Origin of the sequence: Achromobacter ruhlandii (genome assembly GCF_902859695.1) — a bacterium.
GTDB classification, from domain to species: domain Bacteria; phylum Pseudomonadota; class Gammaproteobacteria; order Burkholderiales; family Burkholderiaceae_B; genus Achromobacter; species Achromobacter ruhlandii.
The window spans coordinates 353,405-370,160 of record NZ_CADIJL010000002.1 but is presented as its reverse complement, the minus strand read 5'-3'; the positions used below and the strand labels follow the sequence as shown (position 1 = coordinate 370,160).

Below are 16,756 nucleotides of genomic sequence, written 5' to 3'. Positions count from 1 at the left end.
GGACAGGGGGTCAACGGGAGTCATCAGGACAGGGTTGGCGCCGACGTAGTCTAGACCAACTTTTCCCGCGATGACGCCCGTCGCGATGACACCCGCGGCGCCCGGCCCCGGGGGGGGACGGTGGCGCGACGCGAGCGTCGTCCGCCCGCCTGGGCCCCGGCGGCACGACGACCCCGCGCCGCCTATCGTGCCGCCTATCGCGCCGTCATTTGCCCGCGGCGGCCGGCGCCGGCGTGTTGAGCAGTTGCTGTTCCCACAGGTAGGCGATGCCGCTGCCCGCGGCGTGCTGCTTCAGGATCTCCGTCAGTTCCCCCGCGTGCTCGGTCCGCGCCCAATCGCGCTGCCACTCGGCGGCCACGGCCAGCCACGTCATCATGTTGGCGCCGGCGCCGATCATGCGCTGGATCGCAACCGCGTGGGCCTCGACCGAGACCCCGCCGCAGGCATCGGTCACCACCGTGACATCCCAGCCCTCGCCCAAGGCCTGGATCACCGGCATCGCCACGCAGATCTCGGTCCAGAGCCCGGCGATGATCAGCTGCTTGCGCCCCGTGGCCTTGACCGCCTCGACCACCTTGCGATCTTCCCAGGTATTGATGAAGGTCCGGTCGATCACCTGCTGGCCGGGGAACACGTCGGTGATCTGCGGAAAGATGACGCCGCCGCGATCCGCGATCACACTCGTGAGAATGGTGGGCACGCCAAAAGCCTTGGCGCTCTTGGCCAGCGCCGTGGAATTGTTGACGACCGCCTGCGGGTCGTGGCTGTTCAGGTTGGTGAGCTGGTACGGCTGATGATCGATCAGCACCAGCACGGAATCTTCGGGACGGAGAAGCGAATCAAGACCATTGCGAAAAGTCATGCAGGTTTCCTCTGTTGCCGTTGGGAACGGGATGGGTTTGCAGGGCAACCGGCGCCCGCGGCGGCGATCCCCTGGCCCTTCATTGTCTTGGCCGCCCCACCGGCGCGGTAGTGCCGTTCCACGCGAAGCTGTGTCGCGAAACCCGCAACGCCCGCGCCGGGTACCATTCCAGACTGGCCATGGCGGGTAACGAGGAACGGGCAATGGACATCCAGGATCTGCGGACTTTCGTGGAAGTGGCCGACGCGGGCGGCGTCTCGCCGGCCGCGCTGCGGCTGGGCGTGTCCAAATCGGTCGTCAGCCGCCGGCTGGCGCGGCTCGAAGCCGAACTGGGCGCGCAGCTCCTGTCGCGCACCACGCGCGGCGCCGCCCTCACCGAAGCCGGCGCCACGTTCCGCGACCACGCGGCCCGCGCCTGCGCCGAGATCGACCTGGCCCGCGAAACGCTGCTGCCCAGCGGAGAACTGTGCGGCCGCCTGCGCGTGGCCGCGCCGCTGTCGTTCGGTCCGGCCCACATCGCGCCATTGCTCGCGGAACTGGCGCGGCGTCATCCGCGACTGCAGGTCCACGCTTCCTACAGCGACCGCTTCGTCGACCTGATCGCCGAGGGCTTCGACTGCGCGATCCGGATCGGCCACCTGCAGGACTCGAACCTGATGGCCCGGCGGGTCGGTCCGCTCCTGGGCAAGTTCGTGGCCAGCCCGGACTACATCGCCGCGCACGGCGCGCCGCAGACCCCCGAAGAACTGGCCGCGCACCAGGCCGTCATGCAGGGCACCGAAGCCTGGCAGGCGCTGGATGGCGACAAGGTCATCAGCATCCGCCCGCAGGGACGCTTCAAGGCCGACAGCGGCGTGGCGCTCGCCGTCGCGGCAGCCGCCGGGCTGGGTGTCGCGGCGCTGCCCGATTACCTGGTGGATGACTATATCGCCGCCGGCTCGCTGGTGGCGGTGATGACCCGCCACCCGCCGCCGCCGGCCGGGATCTACGTCATCCGCCCGCCAGGCCAGCATCCGGCGCGCAAGATCCGGGTACTGACCGAACTGCTGATCGAATGCTTCGAGGGCAAAAAGCTGCCGGTGGATGCGCCGGCGACTTGAGCGCGGTCGGGCATTGACATATCGGGAAATACCGATATCATCACGCCATGGATCTGCTTGAAGTCTTCAAAGCCCTCTCGAACCGCACGCGCCTTGAAATCCTGAAGGGTTTGAAGGACCCCGCGAACAGCTTCCCCCCGCAGGACGAAGGGGACGTGCATACGGTCGGCGTCTGCGTCAGCAGCATCCAGGAAGGCGTCGGGCTGTCGCAGTCCACGGTGTCCGACTACCTCGCCACGCTGCAGCGTGCCGGCCTGGTCGAAGCCACGCGCATCGGTTCCTGGACGTACTACAAGCGCAACGAAGCCACCATCAGCGCCCTGGCCGAGATCATCGGGAAGGAGCTGTAGGTGTTGTGGCCCAAGGGGCTGGCGTTCCGACCCCTGCAGGGTTGCGCGAGCGGCCCTGCTGTCCGCTTTGCGCTTGTGCTTGGGCGTCCTTGGCTGCCCGCCTTGCGTCTGCATGCGGCGTCTCTTCACTGCCTTCGCTTTTTCTCGTTGCCTCGTCGTTGATCTTTTTTTGCCCTTTTATATCGGTATTTCCCGATATCCCGTTTTGTCGAAATAAGGAATTCCTCAATGAAAGCCATCGTACTCACCGCCTTCGGCGGCCCAGACTCCTTTGAACTGCGCGACGTTCCCAAGCCCGTGCCTCAAACGGGCCAGGTCCTGGTCCGAGTCCACGCCACCGCCATCAACCCGCTCGACTACCAGGTCCGCCGTGGCGACTACCCCGATCTGGTGCCCCTGCCCGCCATCACCGGCCACGACGTCTCCGGTGTGGTCGAAGCCGTCGGCCCTGGCGTGACCGCCTTCGCCCCGGGCGATGAAGTCTGGTACACGCCGCAGGTCTTCGACGGCCCCGGCAGCTACGCCGAATACCACGTGGCCGCCGCGAACATCGTCGGCAGGAAACCCGCCTCGCTGAGTCACCTGGAAGCGGCCAGCCTGACGCTGGTCGGCGGCACCGCTTGGGAAGCCCTGGTGGTGCGCGCCGGGCTGCGCGTCGGCGAAAGCATCCTGATCCACGGCGGCGCCGGCGGCGTCGGCCACGTCGCGATCCAGCTCGCGAAAGCCATCGGCGCCAGGGTCTACACAACCGTGCGCGAAGGCAATGTCGAATTCGTGCGCGGCCTGGGCGCCGACGTCGCCATCGACTACGAGAAGGAAGATTATGTGGACGCGGTCCTGCGCCAGACCGGCGGGCGCGGCGTTGACGTGGTATTCGACACCATCGGCGGCGACACCCTCTCGCGCAGCCCGGATGCGCTGGCGCAGTTGGGCCGCGTGGTATCGATTGTCGATATCGCCCAGCCGCAGAATCTGATCCAGGCGTGGGGCAAGAATGCCAGCTACCACTTCGTGTTCACGCGCCAGAATCGCGGCAAGCTGGATGAGCTGAGCGCGTTGGTGGAACGCGGGCAACTGCGCCCGCACGTGGGCGCGGTGTATTCGCTTGCCGATATTCCGGCGGCGCATGCGCGGCTGGAGAGCGCCAATAATGGGTTGCGGGGGAAGATTGCGATTGCGGTGGCGGACCGGGCGGCTGCGTAAACCGCACCAACCCGCCCCCGCGGCTGCGCTCAGGGCGCCGTGCCGATCTGCAGCAAAGTGAACTCGCGGCGCATGTACCGATTCATCACCTCGGCCAGCACCGGATTGCCGGCATCATCCGCCTTCGGCGCGGTCGCCCTCACGACCGCGGCGCACAGCTTGCCGGCCTGCACCGTCGTGCCGGCCACCTTGGCATCCTTGGCGCCAGCCATGCTCTGCTTCCAGGCGGCGCGGATCCCGTCGACGGCCTGCCTGGCCGTGGCGCAATCGGCGTAAGCCAGGGAAATCACGACCGCGGGCAGCTTATTGACCTGGGCATCGGCCAGGATCCCCGAGAAGTACGGCGGAATACCCTGGCGGTTCGCTTCGACGGCGGCCTTGAGATTCTGCTTGGCGATATCCGCATCGACACTCGTCGACAACAGCACCTTCGCGGGATCCACCGTGGCCAGGCCCATGATGGGAGAGATGACCGCGGCCTGCACGATCTGCCCCCGGTCCGCGGGCACGCCTTCCTTCAGACCGGCAAGCGAGGCGGCCACGATTTCGCTATCGGCCACCGACGGCGTGGGTTGGGCCAGTGTCTGCATCCCCTTTGCCGAAGACGCCTGGATCAGCGCCCGGTCCAACGGCAGGACAAAACTCGGCATGCCCATCATGCCGCGCCAGGGATCCTGCTGGTTGGCCTTTTGCAGATTCATCTTGCCTTCGTTGTCATTGGCGATGAGGCCCGGCGCATCGCCCTCCACCGCGGCAAAATCGATGCGCTTGAGGCTGGCGACCAGCTTCCCGACGGCCTCCTTGTTCTTCAAGCCCCAATAGCTGATGTTGGCGGGCGCGCGGCCAAAGCCGGCGAAGAAGGCCACCTCATCGAACGGCACCTTCGCGTTCTCGGACCAGGACTGCAAGCCAGACCCGATGGATTCGAGCGGCCGGATCTGTCGCGCAATGCTCAGCCGCCGCATGCCGTCCGCCGAGGGCGCAGCCGGCTCCAGGCCGCGCCAGGCCTGCACATCCAGGAAAACGATCTGCATCGCGTCGGTACTGGACAGCACCACCTGCGGCATCTGCTTCAAGGCCTGTCGCAGTGTCAGGGTGCTGTCCTGGGCAGCGGCCGTGGCGGCGAACCCTGTCATCAAACACAGTGCAAGGGCCTTCATGCGCATTCGGGTTTCTCCGTTTTCTTGATCTGCTGTGGGGACGCTGCGGGAGCGAGGATCGTACCGCAGGGATGGGCCGTTCTTACCCGCGACTCTTGCGATCTGTGCCGAGCCATTAGCCGATGTAAATGCCGCAGCGCATCCCCAATCTTGGAGATGCGCGCGTCGGCGGGTTTCGAATATTGTCCCACCCGTCCACGTTCCCCATCCCGATACCGCAAAACGCGGAGGACCGCCGCCATGAAACTTGCAAGTCGAGTCTTTGCCCTTGTCATCTGCAGCCTGGCATCTCCCTATGCCCTGGCGGCATGTGAAGCTGAACAGACTCAAATGTATGGCCCGGCCAATGCAAATCAGCTCAACGAAGATCTGCAACGGTATCAGCGGAGCTTTCAAGACAGTAAAAGCACTTCTTCGATAGACCGCGATATCGACATTACGAGGGATGAATTGGGTCGGATTCCCCCAGGCATTTATAAAACCTGGCGGACGTGCCAACTCGGCGCCCTGCAGAAAGCCAGGGATGAGATGCTGAAACAGGCGGCCGCCAGTTCGAGTCCGAATGCCAAGAAGACCGCATCGGCCGGCGCCGCCGCCAATGCCTCCGCCAAGCCCAAGCCGGCAAGCCAGACGCTGGTTTACGGCCCCAACCAGAGCGAATGTCTCAAGCAAGGGCGGACGGCCGACGGCTATATCACCTACACCAACACCTGCAAGGCATCGGTGGCTGTCGGGTACTGCAACGTATACGCCGCCAAGGGGCAGAAGGACGGCACGGTCTGCGCCTCGCACAACAGCGAGTTCTCCCGCACGAAACGGACCTACGTCACCCAGGACCTGGGGCTCGCGCCCGGCGCCACGCACCGCCTGGCCTACCGCTACGACACGCAAGCCACGTTCATCGTCGCCTGCGTCGGCGGACAGCCCCTGATCGAGTCGTTCGACACGAACCAGATCAGCGTCGGCAGCAAGGCGCGCACGGCCTGCTGGCGCTTTGCGTCCAGCAAGCAGTAGGCTGCCGCATCGACATCCGCATGTGACGCCGCGCGCCCTGACGAGGCAAACGCGAGCAATGAAAAAGGCGCCAAGGCGCCTTTTTGTCATTTGCCAGATGCTGAATACTGAGAGCCCCGGCCGGGCCGGCGGACGCGGGCCGATCTGTGATTTTTTTGCGCGAGGCATATCGTCAGGACCAAAGATCTCCCCCCATGGTGACGCTGTGGTATTTTTCGACCAATCCCACTTCGTGCGGATCAACATGGAGAAATTGAATGCGCTGTTTGTCACTGGGTTTCGGATTGCTGTTTTTTTCATGCCTTGCCCAAGCTGAAATGATAAGGAACGACGCCATTGGCAATGACCCACAAAAAGAAAAGCTCTGTGCATCCCGCGCCCAAGGCAAGACGGTGCCCTTTGAAATTGACTCGCGCTACATCAAGAGCGCGCGTTCATATAATCCAGATGCGACTTTCATCGCTATAGATGGAATCAGTCCGCAACTAGTCGAGTGCCATCTTCGTCAAGGCACCGGGAAGTACGAACCCGCCTCATTTAGTCCCGAAGGCCCCCATTGGCGTTTGCTTCGCCCGAAACAGTTCGAGCCGGGGATAGATACTGCCAAAGGCAAGGCCATGGCGGCCAAGGTTTGCGTTGATGCCGCACCCGCGAAGATCAACCGACCTAATCTCGACCATAGCGTTTACTCCAATGTCATCGAAATTGGCATCAATGGCCCTCGCTATCGTGCGGGCGCCTCAATCGCGGGAAAGAAAGCTGAACGATACGACATCGCAGTAGAGGGTACTTCTTTCTACAAGTCCGCGGGACCAGACCTTGCCGCAGTCACGTTCACTTGCTTGCTTTCCCCCACGCTGGCTATCAAGGGAATCCAATTTAAATAGCAGGACGATTCGTTGGAACGACGCCTGAGCGAACCGGAAGGGGCTAATCCCAGCCAGTCGCGTAAGCGTCGCCCGGGACAACGCTGTCTCAGTGCCGGCGCGCATACCCAGCGGCTCGGTGGCCCGCCAGATCAGATCGACACGGCTCACCGCAGCCACTCGCGTAACCAGGCCACACACGCGCCGACCTTACTCATGGGCCATCCGCAGCCGCTTGTACATGGTGTCCACCTAAAAGTGGTAGACACTATCGCGGGCAATGGCTGCGTTCAATATGGGTATGCCGGGTGCTTAGGAATAGCCGGCAGATCGACTAGCTGGGACTTTGGGTTGCGGGGCATAAATGCTCCTTGGACGCATGTTATGCCTTAAATACGAAATTACCGACGGGCGCTACACCATTGGTGCGAGCTTTCACAAAATCAATCTCTGCAACTGTGGTTACGCTGTTGTCTACTGAGATAGCGCGCCCCCCTCTGTATCGGGCAGGTCCCAATCTACCCTGCGCGCTTCGCCGGTCTGGTAGAACTGCTTCACCAGCTTCACGTAGTCCAGAAAATCCCGATTCTCCGTCGCCAACCGGTTGGCCATGTCCCAATCGATCTCGTCACGCTCGCGGGCTGGGATCAGTACTTGACTGTCCACCGGATTGTCCAAATCCAGCTTGATGAAGCCAATCCCATGGGCAGCGAACAGCAGCCGCAGCTCCTTCAGCGTGTCCTGCCCGCCAATTTCCGCCGCCACCAAGTAGCCGAAGTTGGACCATGACGAGTTCGACACCGCCTGAAAGAAGCACTCGCGCACGTTCGAACGGTTGATCAGCAGTTTGGCTTCGAACGACCACAGCTTGGTGCGCTTGTCAGAATACTGGTTGACGCAGTCGCGCACCTCCTGGTGCCAGTCCGAGCCCAAATCCTCCATGCCCACCACGTCCGGGTAAAGCCAGCGGTTGCCGTTCGGCCCACGCTTATTAGAAGACCGCTTCTCATCGATGCGCTTGGAATACAGACGGAACTCTTCCCACAGATAACGTGACAGCATCGGATACAGCGCATGTTCACCGATTTTCGGCTGGCTGGTGTCGCCCAAAGGCATGGTGACGGCGCTCTCGACCGCCGCCACCTCGGCGCTGTCCGACTTCTCCGAGTAGTAATATTTGCGCGGCCGGCCTTCGGTCGTTTTCAACTCCGGATGACGCTTCTGCAAGATGGGGCGCTGCGAGCTGATTTCGGCAACCAATTGCTGCACCAGCTCCGCGTCGTTGGTGATGAACTTGCTGTTCTCCTTTTTCGCCTGACACTCCGCGGGGAACGCTTCGAACACCCAATCGGCGATTTGCCGTGCGGTGAACTTCTCCTCAGGTCGATCCTTCAAGTAGGTGATCACAAGTTTCGCGAGATTCAGGGTCATTGCATCATTTCTCGAAGGTCGCTCACGCCGAAGCCCCTTGCGGCGGCGCGGGCGGGGTCGTGCCAGGGTGGTAAGTCGAGTCGAACACCATGTCCGCTAGCCAGCGTTTGAAGTTGGCGTTATCGCTGAACAGCTTGAACAGTTCAGTGTGGTCATCCAGCAGCTCCAGTACCACGCGATTAAGCGCCTTGTCGTGCTCAAGCCTCGCGTTCTGCTTGCCTGAGTTGGCCTGGGCATTCTGATACGCCTTGTCCCGAGCCACACGTGCAGGAATTTCTTCGATAATGACCTGCTTGATCTTGTCGGCGTCGTGCCATTCGATGTTGCCGAACAGATCATTAAACTGCTTGATAACGTTTGAGAGCTTGTCCAAGTCCGGCTCGCCACTACCGCCACCGGCGCCGAGCGGAGGTGGTTCGACGAACGCATCCGCATCATCCAGCGCCATCTTCATCGCCGCTTGCGCCTGCGCGCGGTAGCTGTCCATGTCGATGGCGTCCAGCACACCCTTGGAGAGATCTTCATCCTTCGGCGCGGGCAGCTTTGGAATCAGGAAGTTCAGGAATATCGTCAGCTTCTCCCACGCCGGATGTCCGTACGGCAGGATAGCCGAGAGGAAACCATAGCTACGCACGAACGCCTTGGCCTTGCCCTTGAACTTGACTTGCTCGTCTTCGCCAAGCTTGCTGACATATTCCGCCACGCAAACATCAAGAATAGGATCGAGCTTCTCGCGGTCAGCGCCGGATAGATACAGGGCCACCAAGTCATCCACCTGCTGGGTGCTGTAAACCTGCTGCACATCCAGTTCGGCCTTGATGTCGTGCAGCTTGTTCGGATCGGTTTCGCCTTCCTGGATCGTGGCGCGATAGTACTCCTGAAAGGCCGCTTTCACAGCTTCGGCGTTGTCCGCAAAATCCAGAACGAAGGTGTCCGCCTTTTGCGGGTGCGCTCGATTTAAGCGTGACAGCGTTTGCACTGCCAGCACACCCGCCAGCGGCTTGTCCACATACATCGTATGCAGCAACGGCTCATCGAAACCGGTGACGAACTTGTTGGCCACGATCAAGAAGCGATACGGGTCTTGCTTGAACTTGGCTGGAATATCCTTGCTTGGAAAGTCGTTGAGATCGGCCTCGGTTTTCTTCGATCCAGCGATCTCAAAGTCGCCCGAGTACGCGACTATGGCCTTGTAAGGACTTTTGATTTCAGCCAGGTAGTCCGACACCTCGCGGAAATAGTCGATGGCGCGCGCGATACCGTTGCAGACGATCATCGCCCGAGCTTTGCCACCGATCTTCTTCGCACCGATCACCTGCTCGGTGAAATGATCGACCATGATCTCGGCCTTGCGGCGAACTGCCTTGTCGTGCGACTCGACGTAGCGTCGGATTTTCTTCAGCGCCTTGCCCTTGTCCACCTGCGGGTCGTCCTCGATGGTCTTGGCGACGTGGTAGAAACTATCCACCGGTGTGTAGTTGGCGATCACGTCAAGGATGAAACCCTCTTGTATTGCCTGCTTGGTGGTGTAGGTCAGATCCTCAGGGGAGCGAAACCGCACTTTGTCCCCCACCACCACCCGCTCACCGAACAATTCCAACGTCTTGGTCTTCGGCGTAGCGGTGAAGGCGTAGTAGCTGGCGTTAGCCAGCAACTTTCGCGAGCGGATGCGATCCTCGATCAGCGTATTGATTTCGTCCTGAGCGTCGCCACCGGTTTCCTCTTCCTCCCCTCCCGCGCCGCCCAGCGCCTGGTGCATCTTGGCCGTGGTCTTACCCCCCTGGCTGGAATGCGCCTCGTCGATCAGCAGCGCGAATTTACGGTCGCCCAAGTCGCCCAGTTCGTCGAGGATGAAGGGAAACTTCTGCACTGTGGTGACGATGATCTTCTTGCCACGGCGCAGGAAGTCGCGCAGTTCCTGCGCGTTGTCCGAGTGACCGAGAATCGAAGCCACATGGTCGTAGCCTTTGATGGTCTTGTGAATCTGGGTATCCAACGCGCGTCGGTCTGTAATGACGACGACCGAGTCGAACAGGGCCTGCGTTTCATCCTCTGCCGTCTTCAACTCCACTAATTGGTGCGCCAGCCATGCAATGGTGTTGCTCTTGCCGCTGCCAGCCGAGTGTTGCACGAGATACCGTTTGCCGACGCCATCCTCACGAGAACGACGCAGCAGTGCGCGCACCGTGCGCAACTGATGGAAACGCGGGAATACCGGCTTGCGGATCTTTCTCCGCCTGCCACCGGCATCTTGCTCCTCGTCCTCCACCACCTGCGCATAGTTCTCGATGATGTTGGCCAACGACGCCTTCACCAACACCTGCTTCCACAGATAGTCGGTCTTTATTCCATTTGGGTTCGGCGGGTTGCCCGCGCCGCTGTTCCAGCCCTGGTTGAACGGCAAGAACCATGACGCCTTCCCCTTCAACTCAGTGCAAAAGCGCACCTCCGCATCGTCCACTGCCATGTGGGCGATGCAACGCCCTGACTGGAACAGCAGTTCCTTGGGGTCGCGCGTGATCTGGTATTGGACGATTGCGTCGGCTACGGTTTGCTTGGTCAGCGAATTCTTCAATTCGAAGGTCAGCACCGGCAGACCATTGATGAAGACTACCAAGTCCAGTTCATTGCCCGAGTCATTGCTGTAGCGCACCTGCCGAGTGACGCTGAAAATGTTCTTCTCGAAGGCGTCTGCTGCAGCGGTATTACCCGGCGTAGGCAGCAGCTTGTAAAGATCGACCGTTACCGGCCCATGGCTTACACCCTTGCGCAACACGTCCACTACACCGCGTTTGGCAATTTCACCCTGTAACCGATGCAGGAACTGCGTGCGCTGAATGCCCTCGGCGGCGAGGCTCAGCGTCTCCACTGCCTTGGGTTGGGTGGCGTGCAGGAATTCCAGCAGTTTGGGCACGTCCAGCGCCACGTCGCGGTTGTAGTCGCTCGCCCGGCCCAGCGCGTAACCGCCCGGCGCATACACCAGCATGGGTTCCTGGACGGTGTTCGCCAGAACAGCCGAGTGTTCGCTGATGCCCGCCAAGTGGCGCACGATCAGTCGTTCCAGTTCCTTCTCGCTAGTGTCAGTCACCATCAATCTTTCTCCCGAAGATTTCCCCTTGTCGGAGCCTGCAAAACGAAGTGCCCGGCGCGCTCACGCGCCAGCGCCACGGCGCGATGCAATTGCGCCTGCAACACTTGCACGTCCGGAATATGCGCCAGATACTCCGCTACGCGAATATTCGAAGCCCCCAGATCCAGCAACTCCACCTGTTCGGTGTCCCTGGCGGCGCACAGGATCAGACCGATGGGCGGTTCCTCGCCTGCCGCTCGGTCATGCTTGTCCAGCCAGCGCAGGTACAGCTCCATCTGCCCCTTGTGCGCGGGCTGGAACTTCTCCAGCTTCAACTCCACCGCCACCAGCCGTTTCAGATGACGGTGATAGAACAACAGATCAAGGTAGAAATCGTCCGCACCAACGCTGATACGCTTTTGCCGCGCCACGAAGGTGAAGCCTACGCCCAGTTCCAGCAGAAACCGCTCCATCTCGCGCAGGATGGCGTCTTCTAGGTCGCGCTCGCTGTAGTCGTGTGGCAAGCCCAGAAAATCCAGCATGTATGGGTCGCGGAACACCAGGTCGGGCGTCATTTGCCCGCCCGCGCGGAGGTGGCTGATTTCCGCCTGCACCACGGCTTCGGGTTGTTTGGCGATGGACGTGCGCAGATACAATTGGCTGGCGATGCGCTCGCGCAGGGTACGCACGCTCCAGCGTTCCACGCGGCACAGCTCGGCGTAATACTCGCGCTCCAGCGGCTGCTTGAGCGGCAGGATTTCGACGAAGTGGCTCCAGCTCAATTCTCGCGACAGAGTCGCGACAATGGCCTCGTCCGGAAATGCCTCGGCAAATTTGACCATGCGGGTCAGCGCCGACACATTGAAGCCTTTGCCGTAGTCTCTCGCCAATTCTTGCGACAGCGTCGCAAGAATCTCCTCGCCATAACCTGCCCGCCCGTCCTTCAGCACCTCTCCGCGAATGCGTTGGCCCACATGCCAATACAACATAGTCAACGTGGCATTGGCTGTTTGCGCAACATGCTGGCGGGCGGATTCGATCAGACCGCGCAGTTCGACCAGCAATGCGGCGGGTTCGCGCGGCGCCAGTGCGGATGTCTTGCGGGCGGTCGGTTTCTTACTCGTCGCCATCGGCGTCTTCCTCGGCAGGGTCGGCCTCATCATCGCCCAACGCCACCAGCTCGTCGTCGCCAACCACGTCGTCCGGACCGGGCTGCCAGCCGCGCAGATCCACCTGGCCGGTTACGGCATCGGCGATCAGGCGATCGCGGTACTCGCGGATAAGCTTGATCTCCTCCTCGGCGCGCTGGATGGCGTCCTCGACGGGTTTGCACTCACCGGCGATCCAACGGCAGACGGCTTGCTGCTCGTCTACAGTCGGCGGCAGCAGGATAACTGCGTTTTTCACGTCGTGCTTGCCGAGAGCGAAACGCGTAACACCGGTGGCGAGAACGTGGAACTGTTGCGCAATGCGAGCCGAACCTATGGCGCGGAACAGGAACTCGCCCAGCACGCGCCCCGGTTCCGGGCGCAGCAAACCGAGATGGTAAGCGCAGACCACGCCAGGTAGGTCTTCCGGCACCCATGCGGGCACTCCAATGTCATCGGGCGTTTCAGAATCTTTCGTGAGAATGACATCGCCCGCCTTTAGCGTGAGGCGCGCTATTTCCACCGCCGTTGCTGTGGCGCGCATCAAGTTCATATCGTCGGTGATACGGTCGTTCTTGTAAACGTCCGTGTAGTTACACAGGCGCACCGGCGTTTCGTCGTCGTGCGAATGCTTGTCCACGCCACTGAAGCGCACGTCCGCAAGGTGCTTGATGAAGGTGACATTCCAATGTTCTGGCACATCCCCCAGCCACTCGATGCCGGAAGGCTTGAGTCTCACCGAGGCATCGAGGCCACGCGTGACGGCGTGGTCGATGATGCGCACCTTCTGCTCGCTCAGCAACCCGATGAGGTCGCGTTTGGTCTTGATGAAGCGGGCGATGTGCGCATCCTGCACGCGCAGGTAGGCGACGATTTTGTCTTGCTCCTCCGGAGGCGGCAACAATGCCGAGACGTCGTAGAAGTCATCCGTATAGAGACGCCAGAAGCCTTCGACAATGCCCTTTGTTCTACGCCGGAACTCACCGACATACATCGGCGTCTTGAAAAGCGATTCGCAATACTGAACAGATGTCCCGCGTTTGGGCCGGAGAACGGTGTAGTCCGGACTAACGACGCCAGCTTGCTTGGCACGCGCAAATACTCCTAGATGCGCCTTCAAGCGATTGAGAACCAAATCGTGTTCTGCGACGAGTTTGCCGCCCGCGTAGTTCTCTGACTGAAGGCTCTTGCGACCCAAGTCCTTGCTTGGAACAAGGCCGTGAACCTGACTCATCGAGAGGTGCGTTTCTTCTCCATTTTTCGAACGGTGATCAACTTCTCGAAAAAGATAGCGGTTGCGGCGCGTCGACCAATGGGCAGGAATTTCGCCAACCCACGGCAGACCGGAATCCCGGTATTGCGTGTATCGAGGAAGCTGGTGCATCAAACCGTCCCCACGATCTTATGCAGCAAGCCTTCCATCTGCTGCTCCAACTTCAAGATGTCCGCGCGAATCTTTTCCAGCGAGCGCAACGGCGCGGGCTTGTAAAAGTAGCGGGCGAAGGAGATTTCATAGCCGATCCGGGTCTTCGAGTGGTCAATCCACGCATCCCGCGCGTGCGGCAGAACTTCTCGCTGAAAGAAGGCCTCAATGCCGCCTAGCTCTTTTAGCGGCACCTGCTCGGTATCGCGAAGGTCGCTATCCGGTTCGTACTCGACCTTGAAGCGATCATTGCCTACGGTTTGCAGGTACGTGCCATCGAAGCCTTGCTCAAAGAGTTCGTTTTTCTTGAGCTTACTGCGCTTAGCAATAACCTCCGGAGCGGTTTCGTCACGCCAGCTTACGGCCTTGAAAATGGCTTTTTTCTCCGGTGCTCCCAGCTTGAGGCTCGCGCCCTTCAGGAACTCATCGAACCGGGAACGGAACTCGTTGTGATCGTCATGCACCTCATGGCCCAACACCTGTTGGGCCTGAATCGCAGTGTCCAGCAACTTCTTGTCGCGCAGCCACGTAGCAGGGTCAAGCAGCTTCTTGCGCTTCTTGGCGGGAACTGCCTTGCGAGCAGGTGCCGACTCGCCGTCCTCAGCTTCCTCTTCGTCCTCGTCTTCATCGTCCTCTTCGCCCTTCAACCAGGCTTCGAGGTCAGCCTTGATGCCGGCGAAACCTTCGTACAAAGAGTCACCGTACTTCATCCAGATTTCCTGGCGCAGGGACTCATCGCCCGACGCGAAGCGCAGGGTTTCGATGGCGCTGGTTTTCAACTGGCTCTTGAGTCGCAGCGGGCGCTCTACGGTGATCTTCCAATAGCCGAAGTCCTGCGTGTCGAACCACTTGCTCTGCTCGGTTGCCTGCGCATCACCCAAGTAAAGGTCGAGGATGCGCTGAATGTCGGCGTCAGCCAGCTCGCAATTCTTCTTGCCAAGATTGCGGCGCAACGGCTGGGACCATTGGCTGGCGTCGATCAACTGAACCTTGCCACGGCGTGAGGCAGCCTTGCGGTTGGACAAAATCCATATGTAGGTAGCGATGCCCGTGTTGTAAAAGATGTTGAGCGGCAGCGCGATGATGGCTTCCAGCCAATCGTTTTCCAGCACCCAGCGACGAATATTGCTTTCGCCCTGGCCCGCGTCGCCGGTGAACAACGCGGAACCGTTATGAACCAGCGCGATACGGCTGCCCACGCCGTCGGCGGGCGCGTTGCGCTTCATTTTGGACAGCTTGTTCACCAGGAACATGAGCTGCCCGTCGCTGGAGCGGGTGATGAGCTTGAGTTCTGGGTTGTCGTCGTGGCTGACGATGAAGCGCGGGTCGTTGAAACCCGCCTTGCCGCCCATGCGTTCCAGATCGGTCTTCCAACTCTTGCCATACGGCGGATTGGAAATCATGAAGTCAAACTCGCGGCTGCGGAACTGGTCGGCAGACAGGGTGGACTTGTCCGCGCCGCCGACGATGTTCTCCGCCGCACCGCCTTCGCCTTTCAAGAGCAGATCGGCCTTGCAGATGGCGTAGGTTTCGGGGTTGATTTCCTGCCCAAACAGGTGGATGGAAACCTCCTTGCCGCGTTCTTCCGCCAGATCCAACAAAGTTTCCTCGGCGACGGTCAGCATGCCGCCGGTGCCGCATGCGCCGTCGTAGAGCAGATAGGTACCGGACTGGATGCGCTCGGCCACGGGCAGGAACAGCAGCTTGGCCATGAGCTTGACCACATCGCGCGGCGTGAAGTGCTCTCCCGCCTCTTCGTTGTTTTCTTCGTTGAAGCGGCGGATCAGTTCCTCGAACACGGTACCCATGCCGTGATTGTCCAGCGGCGGCAGCTTGATGCGCCCGTCTGCGTCTTTCACCGGCAGGGGTGAAAGATTGATTTCCGGGTCAAGGAAGTCCTCGATCAGGAAACCAAGAACGTGAGCATCCACCAGCGTCTGAATCTGATCGCGGAATTTGAATTTGTTGAGGATTTCCTGCACGTTTGGCGAGAAGCCATCAAGGTAGGCGATGAAGTCATCGCGCAGGCGTTGCCCAGCGGCGCTGGCCTTGAGCTTGGTCAACGTGAATTCCGAGACGTTGTAGAACGCCTGCCCCGCCGTCATGCGCAGTGCACCGTCCTGCTCGGCCACGTTATGTGTATCGAGAAATTTTTTGCGATCCAGTACGTCCTGCTTGGTCGACTCCAACACAGCGTCCAGACGACGCAATACGGTGAACGGCAGAATCACGTCGCGGTACTTGCCGCGCACATAGACATCGCGCAGACGGTCGTCGGCGATGTTCCAGATGAAATCGGCGACCCATTTGATCTGGCTTTGGTCTTGGTGTTTTGTCATGCTTTTTTCCTGGGATTGCTATCGCCTGTTGTTTGACGCGCAATCCATTGCTCCAGATCAGCCTTGCGGAACCGCCAAGTACCGCCAAGCTTGAATGCTGGAATCTTCTTGTCCGCCGCGAGCCGGTAGACCGTGCGTTTTCCTGCCTTCAAATAGGCCGCGACTTCATCCAATGTCAGGATTTCGTCTTCCGCGTCTGCCATCAATCTACCCTCGCCTTTGTTGGCTCTGAAACCTGATTGCCAAGTCTTGCCAATTTTCCCATATTTACGGGAGGCCAGCCAGATAGGAGGGGAAGAAAATGAGGGGTAATGCCCCCTCAAAACCCAGTGACATTGGAGGACTAACTCTAAAGCCACGATCTCCAGTCGTCGGCCGTTGACCCGGTAGTCGTATCGGAAGGCAATATCCCCTTTCGAACGAAACGACGGCGTACATGCCATCGCGATCGGTGACCTTGTAAGGGTCGCGCGAGGTTTCAAATTCCGCCGGGCAAGGTCTGTAAACACGGAAATAGTCTCCTGATCGAAACGGCCGATTGCCGTCACCTATCACGAGACCTGCATACCCCTGCGAACCCTTATAAATCCTGATCTCCAAGAAAAAAACTACCGCCATAGACGGTAGTTTTTATGGAGGTATGAACCAAGCCTAGCGGAAGAAATTCACACGGCCCTTCAGATCCACCGGCAGTTTCACTGCCTGAGGCACGCTTAAAGGAGGAAAGCCCGCACGCAATGCCCTTCAGAACCAACGACTTAGAAGAGTCACGCTCTCATTAACATCCACG

At 60.4% G+C, this 16,756-nt stretch carries 13 protein-coding genes; 5 read left to right on the top strand and 8 right to left on the bottom strand.

Annotation, left to right across the window (positions count from 1 at the left end):
- Nucleotides 1-205: 205 nt before the first annotated feature.
- Complete coding sequence (locus tag HV742_RS03890) at nucleotides 206-862, bottom strand: hydrolase (protein ID WP_175144526.1); 657 nt, start codon at nucleotides 860-862, stop codon at nucleotides 206-208.
- A 203-nt stretch (nucleotides 863-1,065) separates the two neighbouring features.
- Here HV742_RS03890 and HV742_RS03885 point away from each other — a divergent pair, with 203 nt between their 5' ends.
- From HV742_RS03885 to HV742_RS03875, 3 genes are all read left to right on the top strand, one after another.
- Nucleotides 1,066-1,962: a LysR family transcriptional regulator gene (locus tag HV742_RS03885; protein ID WP_063587908.1), complete on the top strand. Its 897-nt coding sequence runs from the start codon at nucleotides 1,066-1,068 to the stop codon at nucleotides 1,960-1,962.
- 47 nt (nucleotides 1,963-2,009) lie between these two features.
- A complete protein-coding gene (locus tag HV742_RS03880; RefSeq protein ID WP_049073349.1) occupies nucleotides 2,010-2,312 on the top strand; it encodes an ArsR/SmtB family transcription factor in 303 nt (100 codons plus the stop codon).
- Nucleotides 2,313-2,540: 228 nt separating this feature from the next.
- Nucleotides 2,541-3,515, top strand: a complete 975-nt coding sequence (locus HV742_RS03875; protein ID WP_175144525.1) for a zinc-dependent alcohol dehydrogenase family protein — start codon at nucleotides 2,541-2,543, stop codon at nucleotides 3,513-3,515.
- Between the two features lie 29 nt (nucleotides 3,516-3,544).
- Here the strand turns inward: HV742_RS03875 and HV742_RS03870 are convergent, their stop codons facing one another.
- Complete coding sequence (locus tag HV742_RS03870) at nucleotides 3,545-4,681, bottom strand: hypothetical protein (protein WP_254600945.1); 1,137 nt, start codon at nucleotides 4,679-4,681, stop codon at nucleotides 3,545-3,547.
- Nucleotides 4,682-4,915: 234 nt separating this feature from the next.
- Between HV742_RS03870 and HV742_RS03865 the strand changes: the two genes are divergently transcribed.
- Together HV742_RS03865 and HV742_RS03860 are read left to right on the top strand one after the other, a co-directional pair.
- Nucleotides 4,916-5,689 carry a hypothetical protein gene (locus HV742_RS03865; protein ID WP_175144524.1) on the top strand — a complete coding sequence of 258 codons (774 nt, stop codon included), beginning with the start codon at nucleotides 4,916-4,918 and terminating at the stop codon, nucleotides 5,687-5,689.
- A gap of 257 nt (nucleotides 5,690-5,946) precedes the next feature.
- Entirely contained in the window at nucleotides 5,947-6,576 is a 630-nt protein-coding gene (locus HV742_RS03860; protein ID WP_175144523.1) for a hypothetical protein, read from the top strand.
- A 453-nt stretch (nucleotides 6,577-7,029) separates the two neighbouring features.
- Here HV742_RS03860 and HV742_RS03855 read toward each other — a convergent pair whose 3' ends face one another.
- The 6 genes from HV742_RS03855 to HV742_RS32575 are packed head-to-tail and all read right to left on the bottom strand — an operon-like array spanning nucleotide 7,030 to nucleotide 16,475.
- A complete protein-coding gene (locus HV742_RS03855) occupies nucleotides 7,030-7,986 on the bottom strand; it encodes a COG2958 family protein (RefSeq protein WP_175144522.1) in 957 nt (318 codons plus the stop codon).
- A gap of 22 nt (nucleotides 7,987-8,008) precedes the next feature.
- Nucleotides 8,009-11,077: a type I restriction endonuclease subunit R gene (locus HV742_RS03850; RefSeq protein ID WP_254600944.1), complete on the bottom strand. Its 3,069-nt coding sequence runs from the start codon at nucleotides 11,075-11,077 to the stop codon at nucleotides 8,009-8,011.
- Complete coding sequence (locus HV742_RS03845; protein WP_175144520.1) at nucleotides 11,077-12,186, bottom strand: PDDEXK nuclease domain-containing protein; 1,110 nt, start codon at nucleotides 12,184-12,186, stop codon at nucleotides 11,077-11,079. Before HV742_RS03845 ends, HV742_RS03850 begins: the two co-directional genes overlap by 1 nt.
- On the bottom strand, nucleotides 12,173-13,588 hold the full coding sequence (locus HV742_RS03840) for a restriction endonuclease subunit S domain-containing protein (protein ID WP_175144519.1): 1,416 nt from the start codon (nucleotides 13,586-13,588) through the stop codon (nucleotides 12,173-12,175). The genes HV742_RS03845 and HV742_RS03840 overlap by 14 nt, the downstream gene beginning before the upstream one ends.
- The gene (locus HV742_RS03835; RefSeq protein WP_175144518.1) at nucleotides 13,588-15,966 is read right to left on the bottom strand and encodes a type I restriction-modification system subunit M; all 2,379 of its coding nucleotides are present in this window, start codon (nucleotides 15,964-15,966) and stop codon (nucleotides 13,588-13,590) included. The genes HV742_RS03840 and HV742_RS03835 overlap by 1 nt, the downstream gene beginning before the upstream one ends.
- On the bottom strand, nucleotides 15,963-16,475 hold the full coding sequence (locus HV742_RS32575; RefSeq protein WP_437340580.1) for a helix-turn-helix domain-containing protein: 513 nt from the start codon (nucleotides 16,473-16,475) through the stop codon (nucleotides 15,963-15,965). The genes HV742_RS03835 and HV742_RS32575 overlap by 4 nt, the downstream gene beginning before the upstream one ends.
- Between the last annotated feature and the right edge of the window lie 281 nt (nucleotides 16,476-16,756).

Excerpts from the sequence above, each read along its gene's own strand:
- HV742_RS03890 (WP_175144526.1), bottom strand. The coding sequence starts at position 862 with ATGACTTTTCGCAATGGTCTTGATTCGCTTCTCCGTCCCGAAGATTCC.
- HV742_RS03885 (WP_063587908.1), top strand. The coding sequence starts at position 1,066 with ATGGACATCCAGGATCTGCGGACTTTCGTGGAAGTGGCCGACGCGGGC.
- HV742_RS03880 (WP_049073349.1), top strand. The coding sequence starts at position 2,010 with ATGGATCTGCTTGAAGTCTTCAAAGCCCTCTCGAACCGCACGCGCCTT.
- HV742_RS03875 (WP_175144525.1), top strand. The coding sequence starts at position 2,541 with ATGAAAGCCATCGTACTCACCGCCTTCGGCGGCCCAGACTCCTTTGAA.
- HV742_RS03870 (WP_254600945.1), bottom strand. The coding sequence starts at position 4,681 with ATGCGCATGAAGGCCCTTGCACTGTGTTTGATGACAGGGTTCGCCGCC.
- HV742_RS03865 (WP_175144524.1), top strand. The coding sequence starts at position 4,916 with ATGAAACTTGCAAGTCGAGTCTTTGCCCTTGTCATCTGCAGCCTGGCA.
- HV742_RS03860 (WP_175144523.1), top strand. The coding sequence starts at position 5,947 with ATGCGCTGTTTGTCACTGGGTTTCGGATTGCTGTTTTTTTCATGCCTT.
- HV742_RS03855 (WP_175144522.1), bottom strand. The coding sequence starts at position 7,986 with ATGACCCTGAATCTCGCGAAACTTGTGATCACCTACTTGAAGGATCGA.
- HV742_RS03850 (WP_254600944.1), bottom strand. The coding sequence starts at position 11,077 with ATGGTGACTGACACTAGCGAGAAGGAACTGGAACGACTGATCGTGCGC.
- HV742_RS03845 (WP_175144520.1), bottom strand. The coding sequence starts at position 12,186 with ATGGCGACGAGTAAGAAACCGACCGCCCGCAAGACATCCGCACTGGCG.
- HV742_RS03840 (WP_175144519.1), bottom strand. The coding sequence starts at position 13,588 with ATGCACCAGCTTCCTCGATACACGCAATACCGGGATTCCGGTCTGCCG.
- HV742_RS03835 (WP_175144518.1), bottom strand. The coding sequence starts at position 15,966 with ATGACAAAACACCAAGACCAAAGCCAGATCAAATGGGTCGCCGATTTC.